Raw genomic sequence first — 16306 nt, 5'->3', positions numbered from 1 at the left:
TCGACGGAGGAGGCGAGCACCGTGTTGAGCGAGCGAGACCTGTCCGCGGCGATCGGGAGCACGGTGCAGGGCCCCGACGGCGAGAAGATCGGCACCGTCGAGAGCTTCTTCGTCGACGACCGCACCGGCGCGCCCACCTGGGTGGCCGTGAGCACCGGCCTGTTCGGCACCCGGCACTCGATCGTCCCGGCCACCCAGGCGACCTTCGACGACGGCGTGCTGAGCGTGCCCGTGCACAAGGACGCCGTCCGGTCCGCCCCGCACCTGGGCGGCGACCACCTCGGCCCGGAGGAGGAGGCCGCGCTGCGGCAGCACTACGGGCTGACGGCGGGCGCGGCGCCCGGCGTCGCGGCCGGGCAGCCCGGGGCGCCGTCGGGGACCGGCCCGGCCCCCGTGGGGGCCGGGCCCGCGACCGACGTGCCGGCTCCCGGCGGGACGGTCGCGGACACCCCCACCCGGCCGGTCCCCCCGCCGGCCACCGCGAGGCGGACCACCACCGAGCAGGCCGCCCCGCCCGCGCCGGCGGAGCCCGCCGCCCGGCACGCCGCGCCGCCCACCGACGGCGCGATGACCCGCAGCGAGGAGCAGCTGCGCGTGGGCACCGAGCAGGTGGCGGCCACGCGGGTGCGGCTGGTCAAGTACGTGGTCACCGAGGAGGTGCAGGTGACCGTGCCGATCCGGCGCGAGGAGATCCGCGTCGAGCACGTGCCCCTCGACGCCCCCGACCTCCCCGGCGAGTCGCTGCAGCCCGCCGACGGGACGGCGCCCGTCGCCGGCGCGCCGTCGGCCGGCACCGGGGGCCTGCCCGGGGAGATCGTGCTGCACGCCGAGCGGCCGGTCGTGTCGGTCGAGGTCGTGCCGGTCGAGCGGGTCCGGCTGACCACCGAGGTGGTGCAGGGCCAGGAGCGGGTCAGCGAGCAGGTGCGGCGGGAGCAGATCGTCGTCGACCAGACGCGCTCGCCGCAGCCGGGCCGTGCCGGGACGGCCCCGCTGCAGGGGCCCGCCGCGAGCTAGCCGGCGGTGGGGGGCAGCGGGGTCCTCCCACGGTCGGCGAGGAAGGCGAACCGCTTGCGGGTGGCGGTGACCTCGGCGGGGTCGACGTCGGCCAGCACGAGGGTCTCGCCACCCGCGGCGGCGGCCAGCACCTCGCCCATCGGGTCCACGACCCGGCTGTCCCCGGCGTGGTGCAGGCCGTCCCCGCCGGTGCCCACCCGGTTGCAGGCGACCACGTAGGCCTGGTTCTCGATGGCGCGCGCCTGCAGCAGCGTCGTCCAGTGGTGCCGGCGGGCCGAGGGCCAGTTCGCCGTCACGAGGTAGACGTCGGTGGTCTCGGCGGCGGCCCAGAACACGTCCGCGAAGCGCAGGTCGTAGCAGACGAACGGCGTGATCCGCAGGTCGCCGACGGTCACCGTCACCGGGCCGTCGCCGGCGCGGTAGCGGTCGGCCTCGCCGCCGTGGGTGAACGGGTGCAGCTTGCGGTAGCGGTGCACCGTGCCGTCGGGACCGGCCAGGACGAACGAGTTGTAGGGGAGGTCCGCGCCCGGGGCGACCTCCGGGCAGGTGCCGGCCACCCAGACGCCGTGCTCGGCGGCCTGCGCGCGCAGGAAGGACGCCGACGGCCCGTCCTCGGGCTCGCCGATGCCCGGCGTCATCGAGAAGCCGGTGGAGAACGTCTCGCCGAGCAGCACGAACTCCGCCCCGGCGGCCGCCGCGCGGGCGACCTGCGGCGCCAGCCGGGCGTAGTTGGCCTCCCGGTCCTCCCACACGATGTCGTGCTGGACGATCCCGAACCTCACGCTGCGCCTCCCCGGCCGGACCTCATGCGGACATCCTCGTCAGGCGCGCAACCGCCTCGTCGAGGACCTCGTCGCGCTTGCAGAAGGCGAACCGCACGAGGTGGCGGCCGAGGTCGGCGTGGCCCGCCGTCCAGAAGACGCCGGCGGGCACCGCCACCACCCCCGCCCGCTCCGGCAGGGCGCGGCAGAAGGCCAGGCCGTCGCCGTCGGGCTGCACGCCGCGGACGTCGACCATCGCGAAGTAGGTGGCCTGCGGGCTGATCGTGGGCAGACCGGCGGCGCGCAGCCCGGCGACCAGGACGTCGCGGCGGCGCTGCAGGTCCCGGGCGATGCCCGTGAAGTAGGCGTCGGGCAGCGCGAGCCCGGCGGCGACCGCGGGCTGGAAGGGCCCGGCGTTGACGTAGGTGAGGAACTGCTTGGCGGTGCGGACGGCGGCCACCAGCGGCGCCGGCCCGCAGGCCCAGCCCACCTTCCAGCCGGTCGTGCTGAACGTCTTGCCGCCGCTGCCGACCACCAGCGTCCGCTCGCGCAGCCCCGGGAGGGTCGCCGCGGGGACGTGCTCGGCGCCGTCGAACACCAGGTGCTCGTAGACCTCGTCGGTGACCAGCAGCAGGCCCGCCTCGAGGACCACCTCGGCGACCAGGTCCAGCTCCGCCCGGCTGAACACCTTGCCGGTGGGGTTGTGCGGGGTGTTGAGCAGCAGCAGCCTCGCCCGCGGGGTGACGGCGGCGCGCAGGTCGGCGGGGTCGAACGTCCAGACGCCGCCCTCGGTGTCGGCCGGCGGTGGGCTCAGCGGCACCGGGCGCAGCACGCCGCCGGCCATGGCCACCGCCGCGGCGTAGCTGTCGTAGACCGGCTCGAACAGGACCACCTCGTCGCCGGGCTCGACCAGCGCCAGCATGGCGGCGGTGAGGGCCTCCGTGGCGCCGGCGGTGACCAGCACCTCGGTGTCGGGGTCGAAGGCGAGCCCGCGGAAGCGCCGCACGTGCGCGGCGATCGCCGTCCGCAGCTCCGGGGTGCCGGGGCCGGGCGGGTACTGGTCGGCCATGGTGCCGATGGCGGCGCGGGCGACGTCGAGGACCTCCGCGGGGCCGGGGGTGTCGGGGAAGCCCTGGCCGAGGTTGATCGACCCGGTGGCGACGGCGAGCGCGCTCATCTCGGCGAACACCGTCGTCCCGAAGCCCTGCAGCCGGTCGGCGAGGTACGGCTCGCGGCTCATGCGGCCACCTCGAAGCGGACCGAGCGGCGGGCGACGTCGGCCTCGGTGAGCCGCACCCGCACCCGGGAGCCGGCGGCCGGGCCGGTGCCGGTGCAGCGGGCCCGGATCGCGGGCTCGGCGAGGACGACGGTGCCGCGGTCGCCGTCGGCGTCGACCACGACGGCGTCGAACAGCGCGCCCTCGCGGCCGGCGAGCAGCCAGGCCTCAGTGGCGTCGACGGCGGCCCGCTCGACCGCCCGGGTGCGCCGGTCGGAGGCAGCCATGAGGCCGGGCAGCTCCGGCAGGGCGGCGCGCACCGCGGGGTCGGGTTCGCGGCCGGCGGCCAGCGCGAGGCAGACCTCGGTGGCGAACCGGTCGACCAGCCGGCGCAGCGGGGCGGTGACGTGCGCGTAGGGTGCGCCGACGCCGGCGTGGCCGGTCTGCCCGGGCGGGGCGCCGTCGAAGGGCGTGTAGGCCGCGCCGCGCAGCAGGGCGGCCGCCTCCTCGAGGAAGGCCGCGTGCCGGGGGTCGGCGACGTGGAGCCCGGCGAGGACCTCTCCCGGCCCGGCGCCGTCCGGCCACCGCACGCCGAGCGCGGGGGCCAGCCGGCGCAGGCGCTCGACGTCCTCCGGCCGGGCGGGCGGCAGGGTGCGCAGCACGCCCACGCCGCCGTCGAGCATGAGCCGGGCCGCGACCCGGCCGGTGAGCAGCGAGACCTGCGCGTTCCAGCCCTCGACCGGCAGGTCCGCGCGGGCGACCAGCGTCCAGCCGCCGTCGGGACCGCGCACCACCTGCTGCTCCGGGGTGCCGAGCTCGACGGCCCCGCGGTCGGCCGCGCGCCGCTCGAGCAGCCGGCCGACCTCGGGCAGCAGCGCGATCGGGTCGGGGAGGGTGCCGGCGTCGGCCTGCGCCTGGACGCCGGGGTAGGCCAGCTGCGCGCGGCTGCGGACGCGGGCCCGCCGCAGGTCGACGCCACGCACCTCGCCGTCGGCGTCGAGCCGGACCGTCCACAGTGCGGCGGGGCGGTCCTGCCCCGGCAGGAGGCTGGCCGCGCCCTCGCTCAGCACCGGCGGGTGCAGCGGGGTGCGCCGGTCGGGGCTGTAGAGGGTCTGGCCGCGGCGCCGCGCCTCGGCGTCGAGCGCGCTGCCGGGGGGCACCACCGAGCCGACGTCGGCGATCGCGTAGCGGACGACGTAGCCGCCGTCCTCCCGCGCCAGGTGCACCGCCTGGTCGAGGTCGCGGCTGCCCGGCGGGTCGACGGTCACCAGCGGGAGGGCGGTGGCGTCCTCGTCCGGCAGCGGGAGGGCCGCCGCGACCCGCTCGGCCTCGGCGAGCACGTCGGCCGGGAAGGACTCGGGGACGTCGTGCTCCGCGCGGATCGCGGCGAAGTCCGGCCCCGCGGGCGCGGCCTCCGGCCACCGCGGCAGGGCGAGGGGGAACCGGTCCCTGGTCGCGGGGAACCCGGCAGCCGGAGGTGCGTCGTCGTTCCACGTGGAACCCGCGTCGGGGTTCACGCGACGCGCACGTCCTCGGCGCCCTCGATCGAGACGACGTCGCCCCGGCGCACCTGCCGGCCGCGGCGCTCCTCGGGCTCGCCGTTCACCCGCACCGCGCCGGTCACCAGCACGTCCTTGACCTGCGCGCCGGTCGGCACGGCGTCGACGAGCTTGAGCAGCTGACCGAGGCGGATGGAGTCCTCACCGGGACGCAGTTCGACGGTGCGCACGACGTCGATCGTGCCCTCAGGCGGGGACGAGCGCGTCACCGACGGCCACCCGGCCCGCCACCGGCACCAGCGCGCCGACCGCCAGCGTGCCGCCGCGCTCGCGGTGCACGGTCTTGAGGACGCCGGTGTCGCGGCCGATGCCGCCCGGCTGCGGCCGGGTCACCATGACGCAGCGGCTGACCGGCTTGAGCACGTCGAGCACCGCGGTGCCCAGCCGCACCGTCGACCCGACCAGGTCGTCCTCGCCCGCGCCGTCGAGCAGCACGTTGGCGCGGAACCGCCGCCGGTCCCAGGTGCCGAGCGTGCCGGTGGAGACCAGGGAGACGCGGATCCGCGAGCTGTCGTGGAAGGCGCCGGACGCTCCCTCCCAGGCGTCCCACGGCCCGCCGTCCGCGTCGTCGACCGGGTCCTCGTACTGCCGCGGGCCGCGGACGGCCTCCGCCGCGCGCAGCGCCACCGGCTTCCCGAGCCAGGCGGAGAGGACGGCGTCGTCGCCGGTGACCGTGCCGTCGGGCAGGACCACCTCGACGCCGCCGTCGGCCCGCAGCCGGCCCGAGGCGAACAGCAGGTCGGGGACGCGGCGGGCGGTGAGGCCGAAGCCGGTGGACCGGTCGAACAGCGCCCACCGGCGGTCCCCGGCCAGCCCCTCGGGGCCGACGTCGACGGCGTCGAGCCGCTCGCCCTGCAGCGACTTCACCGGATAGCGCCAGAGCTCCTGCACCCGCACGTCAGGCCGCCGTCCAGGTGAGGGTCCACGTGCCCGACCAGGTCTCCCCCGGGTCGAGGACGACGAGGTCGGCGTCGTCGGCCAGCGCGTTCGGCGGGCACGTCATCGGCTCGACGGCGAGGCTGCGCCGCCGCTGGCCCTCGGGCAGCGTGTCGCCGCTGTAGACCTGCAGCCACGGCCAGGACCGGTCGACGGCGAGCTCGAGCGCGCCGGCGGCGCCGCGCAGCCGGACCCGCGCCCACCCGTCGTCGTCGCGGTCGAGGTCGGTGACGGCGTCGTCGAGGGCGCGGTCGCCGATCCGGCCGACGGCGCCGTCGAAGGGCCGGCGGGTGCCGGTGGGCAGGCCGCCGTCGAGGTCGAGGGCGGTGCGCGCGGGGACGGTGAGCTCGGCGTCACCGATGCCGCCGTCGGCGTCCGCCCCGACCGACAGGTAGGGGTGCATGCCGACGCCGAACGGCGCGGGCCGGTCCCCGGCGTTGCGGACCCGGACGGTGACGGTGAGCCGGTCCTCGCCGAGGAGGTGGTCGACGGCGGCCGCGAGGCGGAACGGGTACCCGGGGCGGGCCTCGACGACGGTGCCGACGGTGACCGCGTCGGAGTGGCGGGCCAGCACCTCCCACCGCTGCCAGGTGACCAGGCCGTGCGCGGCGGGCTTGCCGGGCGCCGCGACGTCGAGCTGGAGCCGCTGCCCCTCCCACGTCCACCGCCCGTCGCGCAGCCGGTTCGGCCACGGCAGCAGGACGCCGCCGCGCCGCCCGGCGGGCACCGTGCCCGCGGGATAGCCGTCGAGGACGTCCCAGCCGCCGGCGGTCAGGGCGCGCAGCCCGCCACCGCGCAGGTCGACGGCGAGGCGGGCGTCCCCGCGGACGAGCTCCACCTCCGCCGGCTCGGTCTGCGGCCAGGCGGTCATCGGCGGCACGCTCACCGGCTCACCCCACCACACCGGCGCCGCGCGGGCCCAGCCCGTGATCGAGCGGGAGGACGACGCCGTCCGCCTCGTGGGCCAGCTCGACGGTGCCGCGGCCCGGCCAGGTCGCCGGCCGAGGCTGCTCATGTCCCCGCTCCCCCGCCTGTCAAGGTCCTCCCGGGATCTGTGGACACGGCTCTGAGCTGCGGATTCACGTCGCGCCGGGGTCTCTGATCGACTATTCTTCGATCATGTGTTCGGGTGAGCCGGGGAGCGGGGACGTCCTCGACGACGTCGCCGCGCTGGTCGCCGAGCGCAACCGGATCGACGCCCGCCTCGCCCGTCGGGTCCGGGCCGCCGGACTCGAGCAGGCACCCGAGCGGGACGGCCTGAGGTCGATGGCCTCCTGGCTGCGTGGGCACTGCCGGCTGTCGGCCGCCGAGGCCGCCCGGCTCGTACGCACCGGGCGGGCGCTGGAGCACCTGCCCGCCCTCGCCGAGGCCCACGACGCCGGTCTCGTGTCCGCCGAGCAGGTCGCCGTCGCCGCGCGGGCGGTGACACCCGAACGCCTCACCGCCGCCGCAGCCGCCGGGGTGGACCTGGCGGTGGTCGACGCGGTGCTCACCGGCGTCGCGATCGAGCAGTCGCACGCCGACCTCGTCGCGGTGGTGCAGCACTACTGCAACGACCTCGATCCCGACGGGCCGGAACCGGACCCCACCGAGGGCCGGTCGTTGACGCTGTCCCGGCACGCCGACGGGTCGCTGTCCTTCCGCGGCCACCTGGACGCGGTCGGCGGGGAGAGGCTGCAGACCGCACTCGAGGCCCATGTGCAGGCCGACCGCCCCGCCGGCGACGGGCGCAGCCGCGCCCAGCGCCTGGGAGACGCGCTGGTGCAGCTCGCCGACAACGCCCTCGCCGCCGGCTCGCTGCCGCAGCTGCGCGGGCACAAGCCGCAGATCGCCGTCGTCATCGACCTCGACGACCTGGTCGACCCGCACGAGCGTCCCAACGCCGGGCGGATGGGCTTCGGCGCCACCATTTCCGCCGCGAGGGCCCGCTGGCTGGCCTGCGACGGCGCCGTCTCCCGGGTGGTGTTCGGCCCCGACGGCGCACCACTGGACCTGGGCCGGGAGCAGCGGCTGATGAGCCGCCACCTCCGCAAGGCGGCCGAACTCCGCGACGGCGGGTGCGTGTTCGCCGGCTGCGGCGCACCGACCTGGTGGTGCGACGTCCACCACCTGGTCCACTGGATCGACGGCGGCGACACCAGCCTCGACAACGCAGCCCTGCTGTGCGAGCGCCACCACACCAAGGTCCACCACGGCTTCCGGGTCGAGCGACAACCGGACGGCCGATGGCGCACCCACCGGCCCGACGGCACCGAGATCACCACCCCCGCGCCGCTGCTCGCCCCCGCCGCCTGACCGCGCCCGCACGCGTGCACGGCCGCCCGCTCCCCCAGCGGACGGCCGTGCACGCGTGCTCGCGGTCAGGATGCGGCGGTCACCTGCTCACCGATCTGCAGCAGCTGCTCGCGGGTCAGCTCCTGCGGTGCCAGGAGTTGGAAGAACCGCCCGTCGGGGAGCTGGCCGAGGAGCGTCCAGGAGGGCGGGGTCCCGACGTCACCGGTCAGGAGCGCCAGGCGCCCCGGCCGGCCCTGGACCGTCACCGTCTCCGCCGGGGCGGCGGTCGGCATCCCGTCGAGGAGCCCGTCGATGGTCCCGGTGTACTGGGCACCCGTCGCGCTGAGCCGCAGCGACTGCAGCGGATCGGCGTCGCTGACCAGGTCGAGGCTCCGGCTCTCCTCGTAGCCGCCCACCGACCAGCCGGCCGGCGCCAACCCGAACTGGAGCCCCACCGGCTGCGGCCGGTCGACGATCGACTCCCCCACCGCGACCAGCGCCTCGGCGCGGGCCTGGGCGCCCTCGCCCGCCAGCCACACCCACTGCCCGTCCGGGCGCTCCCACAGCAGGCTGACCGTGCCGTCCTCCGTCCAGACGGAGGCCTCGGCGCCGTCGACGGTCGCCGTCCCGGTCGGCTCGCCCTCCGGCCAGAACCCGTACTCCTCCGAGGACCGGGGGTCCTCCGGATAGAGGCCGAGCAGGACCCGGCCCGGGTCGCCCGACGCCGGTTCGGTGGCACCGGGGCCGCCGGAGACCAGGTACGCGGGCTCGTAGGCGGCGACGAAGTACGGCGGCGTGCTCCCGTACCGGGGCATGCCACCGCGCCGGCTGTGGAGCGGCGCCAGCCCCTCGGGCACCGGGTCGAGGGCGACCGGGAAGGTGACGGCCTCGGCCGCGACCAGCGTGATCCCGCCCGGCGCCGGCGCGGCGGCCGACGGGGCGGGGGACTGCGGCACGGCGTCCTCGGGCGCGACCACGACCGCCGTCGTCCAGGCGGCGGCGACGGCGACCAGCGCGGTGCCGATGCGCAGCGACACCCGCCGCCCGGGCAGCCGCGACCGCCACCGGCGGGTCCCGACTGCCGCGATCTCCTCCAGCAGGGCAGCGCGGGCGGCCGCGCGCGCGGCGGGCGTCAGTGCCGGCGCCTCGGGCCCGGCCTCGCGGAGCAGGGTCGTCTCGTTCATCGGGTCTCCTCCGACAGCAGGTCGGACAGGGTGGGCGCCTCGAGCACGGCACGGGTCTGGCGGCGGGCGCGGTGCAGGCGGGAACGGACGGTGCCCACCGGGACGCCGAGCACCGTGGCGACCTCCTCGTAGGACAGGTCGCCCCAGGCCACGAGCAGCAGGACGTCGCGGTCGGGGGCCTTGAGCCCGGCGAGCGCAGCCGCCAGCGGGCCGCGCAGCGCCTCGGCGTCGAGCCGGTCGTGCGGGTCGTCGTCGGGGCGGGCGTCCGGCTCGGCCGCCGCCCGGGCCAGCGCCCGGTAGCGGCGCCGCTCGGCCCGCGCGGCGCCGTGCACCAGGTTGGTCGCGATGCCGATCAGCCAGGGCCGCACGTCCAGGCGCTCCGGCCGGTAGTCGGCCCGTCGGCGGAAGGCGACGAGGAACGTCTCGCTGAGCAGGTCGTCGGCCAGCTCACCGACCCGCCGGCCCAGGTAGCGGTGCACCGCGGCGGCGTGCCGGTCGAACAGCGTCGCGAACACCTCCGGTTCGGCGAGCGACCCGGCGAGCACCTCGGCGTCGGTCGGCAGCGACGACGGCAGCGCGCGCAGCGGGACGGCGCCCGGCGGCGGGTCCGCCGCCCGGTTCTCAGGGAGCGCTGTCACGGCTGGTGATGATCCAGCCGCGGGAGGTGAGGTCGTCACACCTCTTCATGTCCGGTCGCCCGGATCCGGTTCGCGGGGCGGCATCGCCCTCGCCGCCGGCACCCGGCACACCGCCCTGACCCTCTGCCTCGGCTTCCTGCCGTGGCTGGCCTCCGGTCTGCTGCTTCACCGGCACCCGGCGTGGACGCTGCCCGACGAGGCCGACGACCTCCTGCCGGCCTGACCCCGATCCCGGTCAGGCCGGGCCGAGGTCCCGCTCGTAGTACAGCGAGCACCCGGCGTCCGGGGCGTCGACGTAGGCGCCGAACGCGGGGATCGGACGGTAGCCCGCCCCCTCGTACAGCGCGATCGCCTCGGGCTGGCGCGGGCCGGTCTCCAGCCGCAGCGTCGTCCAGCCGCGCTCGCGCGCCGCGGCCTCCAGCCCCGCGAGCACCAGCTTGGACACGCCCCGGCCGCGGGCCTCCGGCGCCACGTACATGCGCTTGACCTCGGCCGCGCCGTCGCCCAGGGCGCGCAGCGCACCGCAGCCGACCGCCGTCCCGTCCGGGTCCCGTGCGACCAGGACGACGCTGACGTCCGCGGCCGACGGCGGCGTCCCCGGCTCGCCGTCGCCGTCGTAGCGGGCCCGCAGCTCGGCCTGCTGGGCGGTGGTCAGCCGGCGCACCTCGTCGTCGTCCCAGGCGGCGGGCTCGAGCAGGACCGTCACCGGCTGATCCCGTGCAGCAGCAGCGCGGCGAGCTCGCGGTAGGCGGCGGCGTCGTCCAGGCCGGTGGCGCGGGCGGTGTCGCCCCGGCCGATGCGCGACATCAGCGTGGTGACGGTGTCGGCCACCAGGGCCGGGTGCACCTCGCGGAACCGGCCGGCCGCGACGCCGTCGGCGATCATCGCGGTCACCCGCTCGGCGGCGGCGGCGGTGTTGTGCTCGTACACGGCCCGTCCCGGCGGGAACGCCTCCAGGTCGCGGTAGAACGCCCGCGACGCCGGGGTCAGCTCCCCCGCCACGGCCTCCAGGTACGCGGTGACCCGCCGCGCCGGATCGGTCTCCCCGGCGGTCCGCGCCTCGACGGCGGCCGTCGCCCGGCGGAAGAAGTGCCGCACCACCCGGACGGCGAGCTGCTCCTTGCTGTCGGCGAGCGCGTACAGCGTCGTCTTGGAGCAGCGCAGCCGGACGGCGAGGTCCTCGAGGGTGAACCCGGCGAAGCCCTCGGCGAGGAACACCTCGGTGAGCTGGTCGAGCAGCTGCGCCTGGCGCGCGGTCAGCCGCCGCTCGCCGGTGTCGGTCGTCGTCACGGCACCTCCTCCGGGCGGACAGCATGCCCCTGGACGACGGACAGTACTGCCGTACTGTTGCCGGTACTGCCGCTGATCCGCGACGAGGGGGACCCCGTGGCCGTCGACCGTGAGCTGCCCACCCAGGAGGCCGCCGACCTCATCGCGCTCACCCGCGAGATCGCCGACGCCGAACTGGCGCCGCGGGCCGGGGAGTACGAGCGCGAGGAGCGCTTCCCGCGGGAGGTGTTCACCCTGCTCGGCGAGGCGGGCCTGCTGGGCCTGCCCTTCGGCGAGGACGTCGGCGGCGGCGGGCAGCCCTACGCGGTCTACCTGCAGGTGGTCGAGGAGCTGGCCATGCGCTGGGCCAGCGTCGCGCTGGGGGTGAGCGTGCACACCCTCGCCTGCGGCCCGGTCGACCGGTTCGGCACCCCCGAGCAGCGCGAGCGGTGGCTGCCGGAGATGGTCGGCGGCCGGCTGCTCGGCGCCTACTGCCTGTCCGAGGCGCACGCCGGCTCCGACCCCGCGGCCATGCGCGCCGCCGCCAAGACCACCGAGGACGGCTGGGTGGCCACCGGCGAGAAGGCCTGGGTCACCCACGGCGGGCAGGCCGACTTCTACACGACCTTCCTGCGCACCCCCGACGACGGCGAGCGGGCCATCTCCTGCTTCCACCTCACCCCCGACCTGCCCGGCTTCTCCGCCGCGCCGCCCGAGCAGAAGATGGGCCTCACCGGCTCCACCACCGCCGCCATCCGGCTCGACGACGTCGCGGTGCCCGCCGACCGGATGGTCGGCGAGCCCGGCCGCGGCCTGGCCATCGCCCTCGGCGCGCTGGACTCCGGCCGGCTCGGGGTCAGCGCCGTCGCCGTCGGGCTGGCGCAGTCCGCGCTCGACGTCGCGGTCGCCTACGCGCTCGAGCGGGAGGCGTTCGGCCGGCGCATCGTCGACCACCAGGGCGTGGCGTTCCTGCTGGCCGACATGGCCGCCGCCGTCGAGTCCGCCCGCGCCACCTACCTGGTCGCCGCCCGCCGCAAGGACGCCGGCAAGCCCTACGCCCGGCAGGCCAGCATCGCCAAGCTGGTCGCCACCGACGCCGCCATGAAGGTCACCACCGACGCCGTGCAGGTGCTCGGCGGGGCCGGCTACACCCGCGACCACCCCGCCGAGCGGTACATGCGCGAGGCGAAGGTCATGCAGATCTTCGAGGGCACCAACCAGATCCAGCGGATGGTCATCGGCAAGCACCTGGCCAGGGAGGCCGTGCCCGCGAACGGCTGACCGTGCAGGACGCACGGCCGACTCGTGACGTCTGTCAATGGTGACCGCCGTCGCGGCGGGAAAGACTCGGGTCACCCGCCGACGAGGAGCCCCGAGATGCCCGAGCCGCACCTGCGCGCCGCCGACGCCGACCGCGCCGCCGTCGTCACCCGCCTCGACGAGTCGCTGGCCGACGGCCGGCTGACCCTGGCCGAGTACGAGGACCGGTCGGCCCGCGCGCACACCGCCCGGACCTACGGCGAGCTGGCCGAGCTCACCGCGGACCTGCCCCACCCCGCCCGCCCGGCGCCCCGCCCTGCCGCCGCGGCCGCGTACGGCGGCGCCTGGCACGGCGCGTGGGGGAACGACCTGCGCGCGGCCTGGACGAGCTGGCTGGTGACCGGCGTGATCGTCGTCGGCATCTGGCTGGTGTCGATGCTCGGCAGCGGTGACCTCGTCTACCCGTGGCCGGTGTGGGTCGTCGGCCCGTGGGGCGTCGTCCTGCTCGCCCGCACCCTCGGCGAGCGGCGCGGTGGACGGCGGCCGGCCGCCTGAACCGGTGCGGGTCCGTCCCGCATCCGCCGGGTAGCCCTCCGGGGGACCGCAGCCGAGAGCCCCGGAGGACCACCGTGCACACGCTCACCGAGCGCTTCGCCGACGCCCTGCACCACCTCGACGCCGAGCGCGACCCGCAGCCGCTGGTCGACCTCACCGGCGACGACGCCGAGCTGATGAAGCTCAACCAGGACCACGAGGCGCGCGGCCGCGACGGCGCCCGGCGCTTCTGGGAGGACTACCGCAACGTCTTCGGCGACCTGGAGACGACGTTCACGTCGCGGTCCGTCGGGGAGAACACGGCCGCGCTGGAGTGGGAGTCGCGCGGCACGCTGCGCAACGGGAAGCCGTTCACCTACCGCGGCGTCACCGTGATCGAGGGCGACGGGTCCGACGACGGCCTGCTGACCGGCGTCCGCACCTACTACGACTCCGCCGCCTTCCTGCAGGAGACCGCCGGCACCGCGTAGGTCACTCCCGCGCCCCGGCGGCGACCGCGGTGCGGCCCGCGCTCCGCCGCGCGCGGGCCGCCCGCGCCAGCAGGACCGGGGAGAACAGGACCGTCGGTGGTGCGTTGCGGGTCGCGAAGGCCGCGACGGTGCGGGCCACCCGCTCGTCGTGCACCGCGCCGCCGAAGACGAGCCGCTCGAACCGGTTGAACGGCCGCCCCGACGACAGGTCGACCAGGATGCGCTGGTGCGGGAGCAGCCGGCGGCGGTGCCGCCGGCCGTAGGCGGCCAGGCCCCGGACGGGCACCCGGCCGTCGAGGAGCTCCGGTGCCACGGCATCGGCCAGCCACTCCCCGGTCTGGAACGCCCAGCCACAGCCGACGCCCCACACCGGGTCCCCGACCAGCGCCGCGTCCCCCACCAGCGCGACGCCCGGCCCGGTGACCCGCCGCCGCGTGACGCTGGGGTAGTCGACCGTGCCCACGACGTCGCCCACCCGCTCCACGCCGGCCAGGTCGGGCGCCTCGGGCAACCCGGTGAACGACGCCCGCAGCGAGTCCTCCAGCGGGCGGGACCGGAACTCCGGCAGGCGCTCCTTCGGCATGAAGGTCGCGATCACCGTCACGCCGTCGTCGTTGGGGAACACGTACGAGGCCTGCCCCGACGGGAGGAACCAGATCCTCGAGACGCCCGGCTCGGGGAGGCCGACGTCGCGATAGGGGGCGAAGTACGCGAACCGGGCGTTGGGTGCCTCCCGACCGGGCAGGCCGGCCAGCGACGCCGTCCGTGACCCCCGGCCGTCCGCTCCCACGACCAGCCGCGCGCGGATCTCCAGCGGGTCACCGCCGGCGTCGGCGCGGACGCCGACGACCCGGCCGTCCTCGCGCAGCAGGTCGCGCAGCCGTACGCCGTGGCGCACCTCGACCCCGGGTGTGCCGGCGGTGCGGGAGCGCAGCAGCGGGTCGAGCGCCTGCCGCCGCACGTTGTAGCCATGCGGCGGCAGGTCCGGGCGCGGGCTCGGATGCCGGATCCAGCCGGCCTCGGTCCAGAGGTCGGTGTCGTTGTGCACCGCGCCGGCCGCCTCCAGCGGCTCGTCCAAGCCCAGCCTGCGCATGGTCGGCAGCGCCGAGGACTGGATGAAGTGCGTGCACAGCCGCTTGTGGGCGGCGGGGTCCCGGTGGGCCTCCAGGACGACGACGCGCAGCCCGGCACGGCCCAGCAGGGTGGCGACCGTGCAGCCGGCGATGCTGCCGCCCACGACGACGACGTCGGCGTCGACGTCGTCGGACGCGGTGGAGCGGGTCGGTCTCGGACTCATGTCGCAGGCCTCCGCGGGCCGGTCCCCGTGCCCGGGTAACCGTCCTCGGGACCGCTGCGGCGGACAAGTCCCCGCCCGACGCCGCCGACGGTTTCAGGCGTGGCACGGCGTTCGGTACGGGCCCCACCGCCATCCGCAGCGAGCCGCGGGCGTCTTGGTGCCGGCCCGCGCCCGTCCTGGTCGAGGAGGTGCTGATCGGAGGCCCGGGGAACGCGAACGGCCCCCGGGGATCCCGGGGGCCGTTCGTCTGGGTGGGCAAGGGGGGAGTTGAACCCCCACGTCCTTCCGGACACACGGACCTGAACCGTGCGCGTCTGCCATTCCGCCACTTGCCCTGGCGAGGAACGACAGTAGCAGCCCGCCGGCAGGACCCGGCGGAGGGGTCCCGCTCCCGGGCCCGGCGGCGCCGGCCGGGCCCGGGGGTGTCACGCGCTCCTGGCCGGTCACGACGCAACCACCCGGCTACGATCAGTCGAGGATCACCTGTACGGGCGAGCGTGGGGGAGCGACTGTGGGCGTGCTGCAGCGCTTCGAGCGACGGCTCGAGGGGATGGTCGGCTTCGCCTTCGCCCGGATCTTCAAGGGCAAGGTCCACCCCGCCGAGATCGCCAAGGCGCTGCAGCGGGAGGCCGACGAGCAGAAGTCGGTCATGGGCGAGGGCCGGGTGCTCGCGCCCAACGTCTACGACGTCCGCCTGGGCCCCACCGACTACGACAACCTCGCCGAGTGGTCCGGGCAGCTCGCCTCCGAGCTCGCCGACATGGTGTCCGAGCACATCGAGGACGAGGGCTGGCAGGTCTTCGGCGAGGTCCAGGTCCGCCTCGAGCGCGACGACGACCTGCCGACCGGCGTGTTCGAGGTCAGCTCGCACGTCGCCGACCCCGCCCGCCCCGGCTCGCGCGCCGACTCCCCCGCCGTCCCGCCGGCGCCGCCGCTGCACGGCTCCGGCGCGGTCCCCCCGCTCCCGCCGCTGCACGGCCGCGTGGCCACCGACACCGGGCGGCAGCACCCCTCGGTGGTCGGCCGCGCGGGTTCCCGCCCCGGCGTCACCCACGTGCTCGTCGTCGACGGGCCCGGCACCCGGCACGAGCTCACCACCGGCCGCAACGTCATCGGCCGCGGCACCGACGCCGACATCCGGCTGCCCGACACCGGCGTCAGCCGCAAGCACGCCGACTGCGTCCTGGAGAACGGGACCGCCGTCGTCGAGGACCTCGGGTCGACCAACGGCACGCTGGTCAACGGCCGCCGGGTGAGCCGGCAGGCGCTGTCCGACGGCGACGTCATCCGCATCGGCCACTCGGTGCTGGTGTACCGGCAGGACGGCGCGTGAACGGGAGCCGGCCGTGACCGCCGAGATCGTGCTGCAGGTCTTCCGCTTCGGGTTCCTGCTGCTGCTCTGGCTGTTCATCTTCGCCGCGTTCCGCGTCGTCCGCGCCGACCTGTTCGGCGGCCGCACGGGGCGGGTCGCCTCGGTCCCGCCCCGCGCCGCGGCGACCCCCGCCCGCAAGCGCGGACGCGGCCCCCGCACACTCGTGGTGACCGCCGGTCCGCTGACCGGGACGAAGATCACGCTCGGGGAGCAGCCCATCCTCATCGGCCGCGCCGACGACTCGACGCTCGTCCTCACCGACGACTTCGCCAGCTCGCGGCACGCCCGGCTGACCAACCGCAGCGGGCAGTGGTACGTCGAGGACCTCGGCTCGACCAACGGCACCTACCTCGACCAGCAGCGGGTGCAGGGGCCGCTGCTCGTGGCTCCCGGCCAGCCGATCCGCATCGGTCAGACCGCCCTGGAGCTGCGCTGATGGGCACCTTCCGGACGAGCACGCAGACGACCACGGGGAGCGGCAGACCAGACGTGAGCAGGTCC

At 76.6% G+C, this 16306-nt stretch carries 18 protein-coding genes and 1 tRNA gene; 7 read left to right on the top strand and 12 right to left on the bottom strand.

The features are described 5' to 3' along the window. Window positions 1–21 precede the first annotated feature (21 nt). Window positions 22–1014 carry a PRC and DUF2382 domain-containing protein gene (locus tag ACI8AK_RS11115; protein WP_456956256.1) on the top strand — a complete coding sequence of 331 codons (993 nt, stop codon included), beginning with the start codon at window positions 22–24 and terminating at the stop codon, window positions 1012–1014. Here ACI8AK_RS11115 and ACI8AK_RS11110 read toward each other — a convergent pair. From ACI8AK_RS11110 to ACI8AK_RS11085, 6 genes are read right to left on the bottom strand one after another with little or no spacing between them, the layout of a single operon-like run. Next, window positions 1011–1796, bottom strand: a complete 786-nt coding sequence (locus ACI8AK_RS11110; protein WP_456956254.1) for a nitrilase-related carbon-nitrogen hydrolase — start codon at window positions 1794–1796, stop codon at window positions 1011–1013. The two genes, ACI8AK_RS11115 and ACI8AK_RS11110, sit on opposite strands and share 4 nt — an antisense overlap. Before the next feature lie 22 nt (window positions 1797–1818). After that, complete coding sequence (locus ACI8AK_RS11105; RefSeq protein WP_387988673.1) at window positions 1819–3015, bottom strand: pyridoxal phosphate-dependent aminotransferase; 1197 nt, start codon at window positions 3013–3015, stop codon at window positions 1819–1821. Then, window positions 3012–4508, bottom strand: coding sequence for an RNB domain-containing ribonuclease (locus tag ACI8AK_RS11100; protein ID WP_456949928.1), 1497 nt, complete (start codon window positions 4506–4508; stop codon window positions 3012–3014). Before ACI8AK_RS11100 ends, ACI8AK_RS11105 begins: the two co-directional genes overlap by 4 nt. Next, the gene (locus ACI8AK_RS11095) at window positions 4505–4720 is read right to left on the bottom strand and encodes an RNA-binding S4 domain-containing protein (protein WP_387988671.1); all 216 of its coding nucleotides are present in this window, start codon (window positions 4718–4720) and stop codon (window positions 4505–4507) included. The genes ACI8AK_RS11100 and ACI8AK_RS11095 overlap by 4 nt, the downstream gene beginning before the upstream one ends. Before the next feature lie 16 nt (window positions 4721–4736). Further along, entirely contained in the window at window positions 4737–5447 is a 711-nt protein-coding gene (locus ACI8AK_RS11090) for an MOSC domain-containing protein (RefSeq protein WP_456956252.1), read from the bottom strand. 1 nt (window position 5448) lies between these two features. Next, complete coding sequence (locus ACI8AK_RS11085) at window positions 5449–6501, bottom strand: aldose epimerase family protein (RefSeq protein WP_456956250.1); 1053 nt, start codon at window positions 6499–6501, stop codon at window positions 5449–5451. 104 nt (window positions 6502–6605) lie between these two features. Between ACI8AK_RS11085 and ACI8AK_RS11080 the strand changes: the two genes are divergently transcribed. After that, window positions 6606–7781, top strand: a complete 1176-nt coding sequence (locus tag ACI8AK_RS11080; RefSeq protein WP_456956248.1) for a DUF222 domain-containing protein — start codon at window positions 6606–6608, stop codon at window positions 7779–7781. 65 nt (window positions 7782–7846) lie between these two features. On the opposite strand, the gene ACI8AK_RS11075 is transcribed toward ACI8AK_RS11080, so the two are convergent. From ACI8AK_RS11075 to ACI8AK_RS11060, 4 genes are all read right to left on the bottom strand, one after another. Further along, window positions 7847–8944: a hypothetical protein gene (locus tag ACI8AK_RS11075; protein ID WP_456956246.1), complete on the bottom strand. Its 1098-nt coding sequence runs from the start codon at window positions 8942–8944 to the stop codon at window positions 7847–7849. Beyond that, window positions 8941–9582, bottom strand: coding sequence for an RNA polymerase sigma factor (locus ACI8AK_RS11070; RefSeq protein ID WP_456956244.1), 642 nt, complete (start codon window positions 9580–9582; stop codon window positions 8941–8943). The genes ACI8AK_RS11075 and ACI8AK_RS11070 overlap by 4 nt, the downstream gene beginning before the upstream one ends. Window positions 9583–9817: 235 nt before the next feature. Continuing rightward, complete coding sequence (locus ACI8AK_RS11065; protein ID WP_456956242.1) at window positions 9818–10288, bottom strand: GNAT family N-acetyltransferase; 471 nt, start codon at window positions 10286–10288, stop codon at window positions 9818–9820. Next, window positions 10285–10872, bottom strand: a complete 588-nt coding sequence (locus ACI8AK_RS11060; RefSeq protein WP_387988664.1) for a TetR/AcrR family transcriptional regulator — start codon at window positions 10870–10872, stop codon at window positions 10285–10287. The genes ACI8AK_RS11065 and ACI8AK_RS11060 overlap by 4 nt, the downstream gene beginning before the upstream one ends. Before the next feature lie 96 nt (window positions 10873–10968). Here ACI8AK_RS11060 and ACI8AK_RS11055 point away from each other — a divergent pair, with 96 nt between their 5' ends. The 3 genes from ACI8AK_RS11055 to ACI8AK_RS11045 all read left to right on the top strand — a co-directional run bounded on the left by ACI8AK_RS11055 (window position 10969) and on the right by ACI8AK_RS11045 (window position 13136). Further along, window positions 10969–12132: an acyl-CoA dehydrogenase family protein gene (locus ACI8AK_RS11055; protein ID WP_456956240.1), complete on the top strand. Its 1164-nt coding sequence runs from the start codon at window positions 10969–10971 to the stop codon at window positions 12130–12132. A 96-nt stretch (window positions 12133–12228) separates the two neighbouring features. Beyond that, a complete protein-coding gene (locus ACI8AK_RS11050) occupies window positions 12229–12666 on the top strand; it encodes a DUF1707 SHOCT-like domain-containing protein (protein ID WP_456956238.1) in 438 nt (145 codons plus the stop codon). Between the two features lie 74 nt (window positions 12667–12740). After that, a complete protein-coding gene (locus ACI8AK_RS11045; protein WP_387988661.1) occupies window positions 12741–13136 on the top strand; it encodes a nuclear transport factor 2 family protein in 396 nt (131 codons plus the stop codon). 1 nt (window position 13137) lies between these two features. Here the strand turns inward: ACI8AK_RS11045 and ACI8AK_RS11040 are convergent, their stop codons facing one another. Both ACI8AK_RS11040 and ACI8AK_RS11035 read right to left on the bottom strand, forming a co-directional pair. Then, window positions 13138–14433, bottom strand: coding sequence for an NAD(P)/FAD-dependent oxidoreductase (locus ACI8AK_RS11040; protein ID WP_456956236.1), 1296 nt, complete (start codon window positions 14431–14433; stop codon window positions 13138–13140). A gap of 252 nt (window positions 14434–14685) precedes the next feature. Beyond that, a tRNA-Leu gene (locus ACI8AK_RS11035) sits at window positions 14686–14768 on the bottom strand. A 176-nt stretch (window positions 14769–14944) separates the two neighbouring features. Here ACI8AK_RS11035 and ACI8AK_RS11030 point away from each other — a divergent pair. Further along, on the top strand, window positions 14945–15766 hold the full coding sequence (locus ACI8AK_RS11030; protein WP_387988659.1) for an FhaA domain-containing protein: 822 nt from the start codon (window positions 14945–14947) through the stop codon (window positions 15764–15766). Between the two features lie 13 nt (window positions 15767–15779). Beyond that, window positions 15780–16241 (top strand): FHA domain-containing protein FhaB/FipA, encoded by a 462-nt coding sequence (locus ACI8AK_RS11025; protein WP_387988658.1) that lies wholly within the window; start codon window positions 15780–15782, stop codon window positions 16239–16241. The last annotated feature ends 65 nt before the right edge of the window (window positions 16242–16306 follow it).

It is taken from the genome of Geodermatophilus sp. SYSU D00867 (assembly GCF_054050315.1).
The sequence above is the reverse complement of the archived record's forward strand: the minus strand, read 5'-3'. Positions and strand labels throughout refer to the sequence as shown.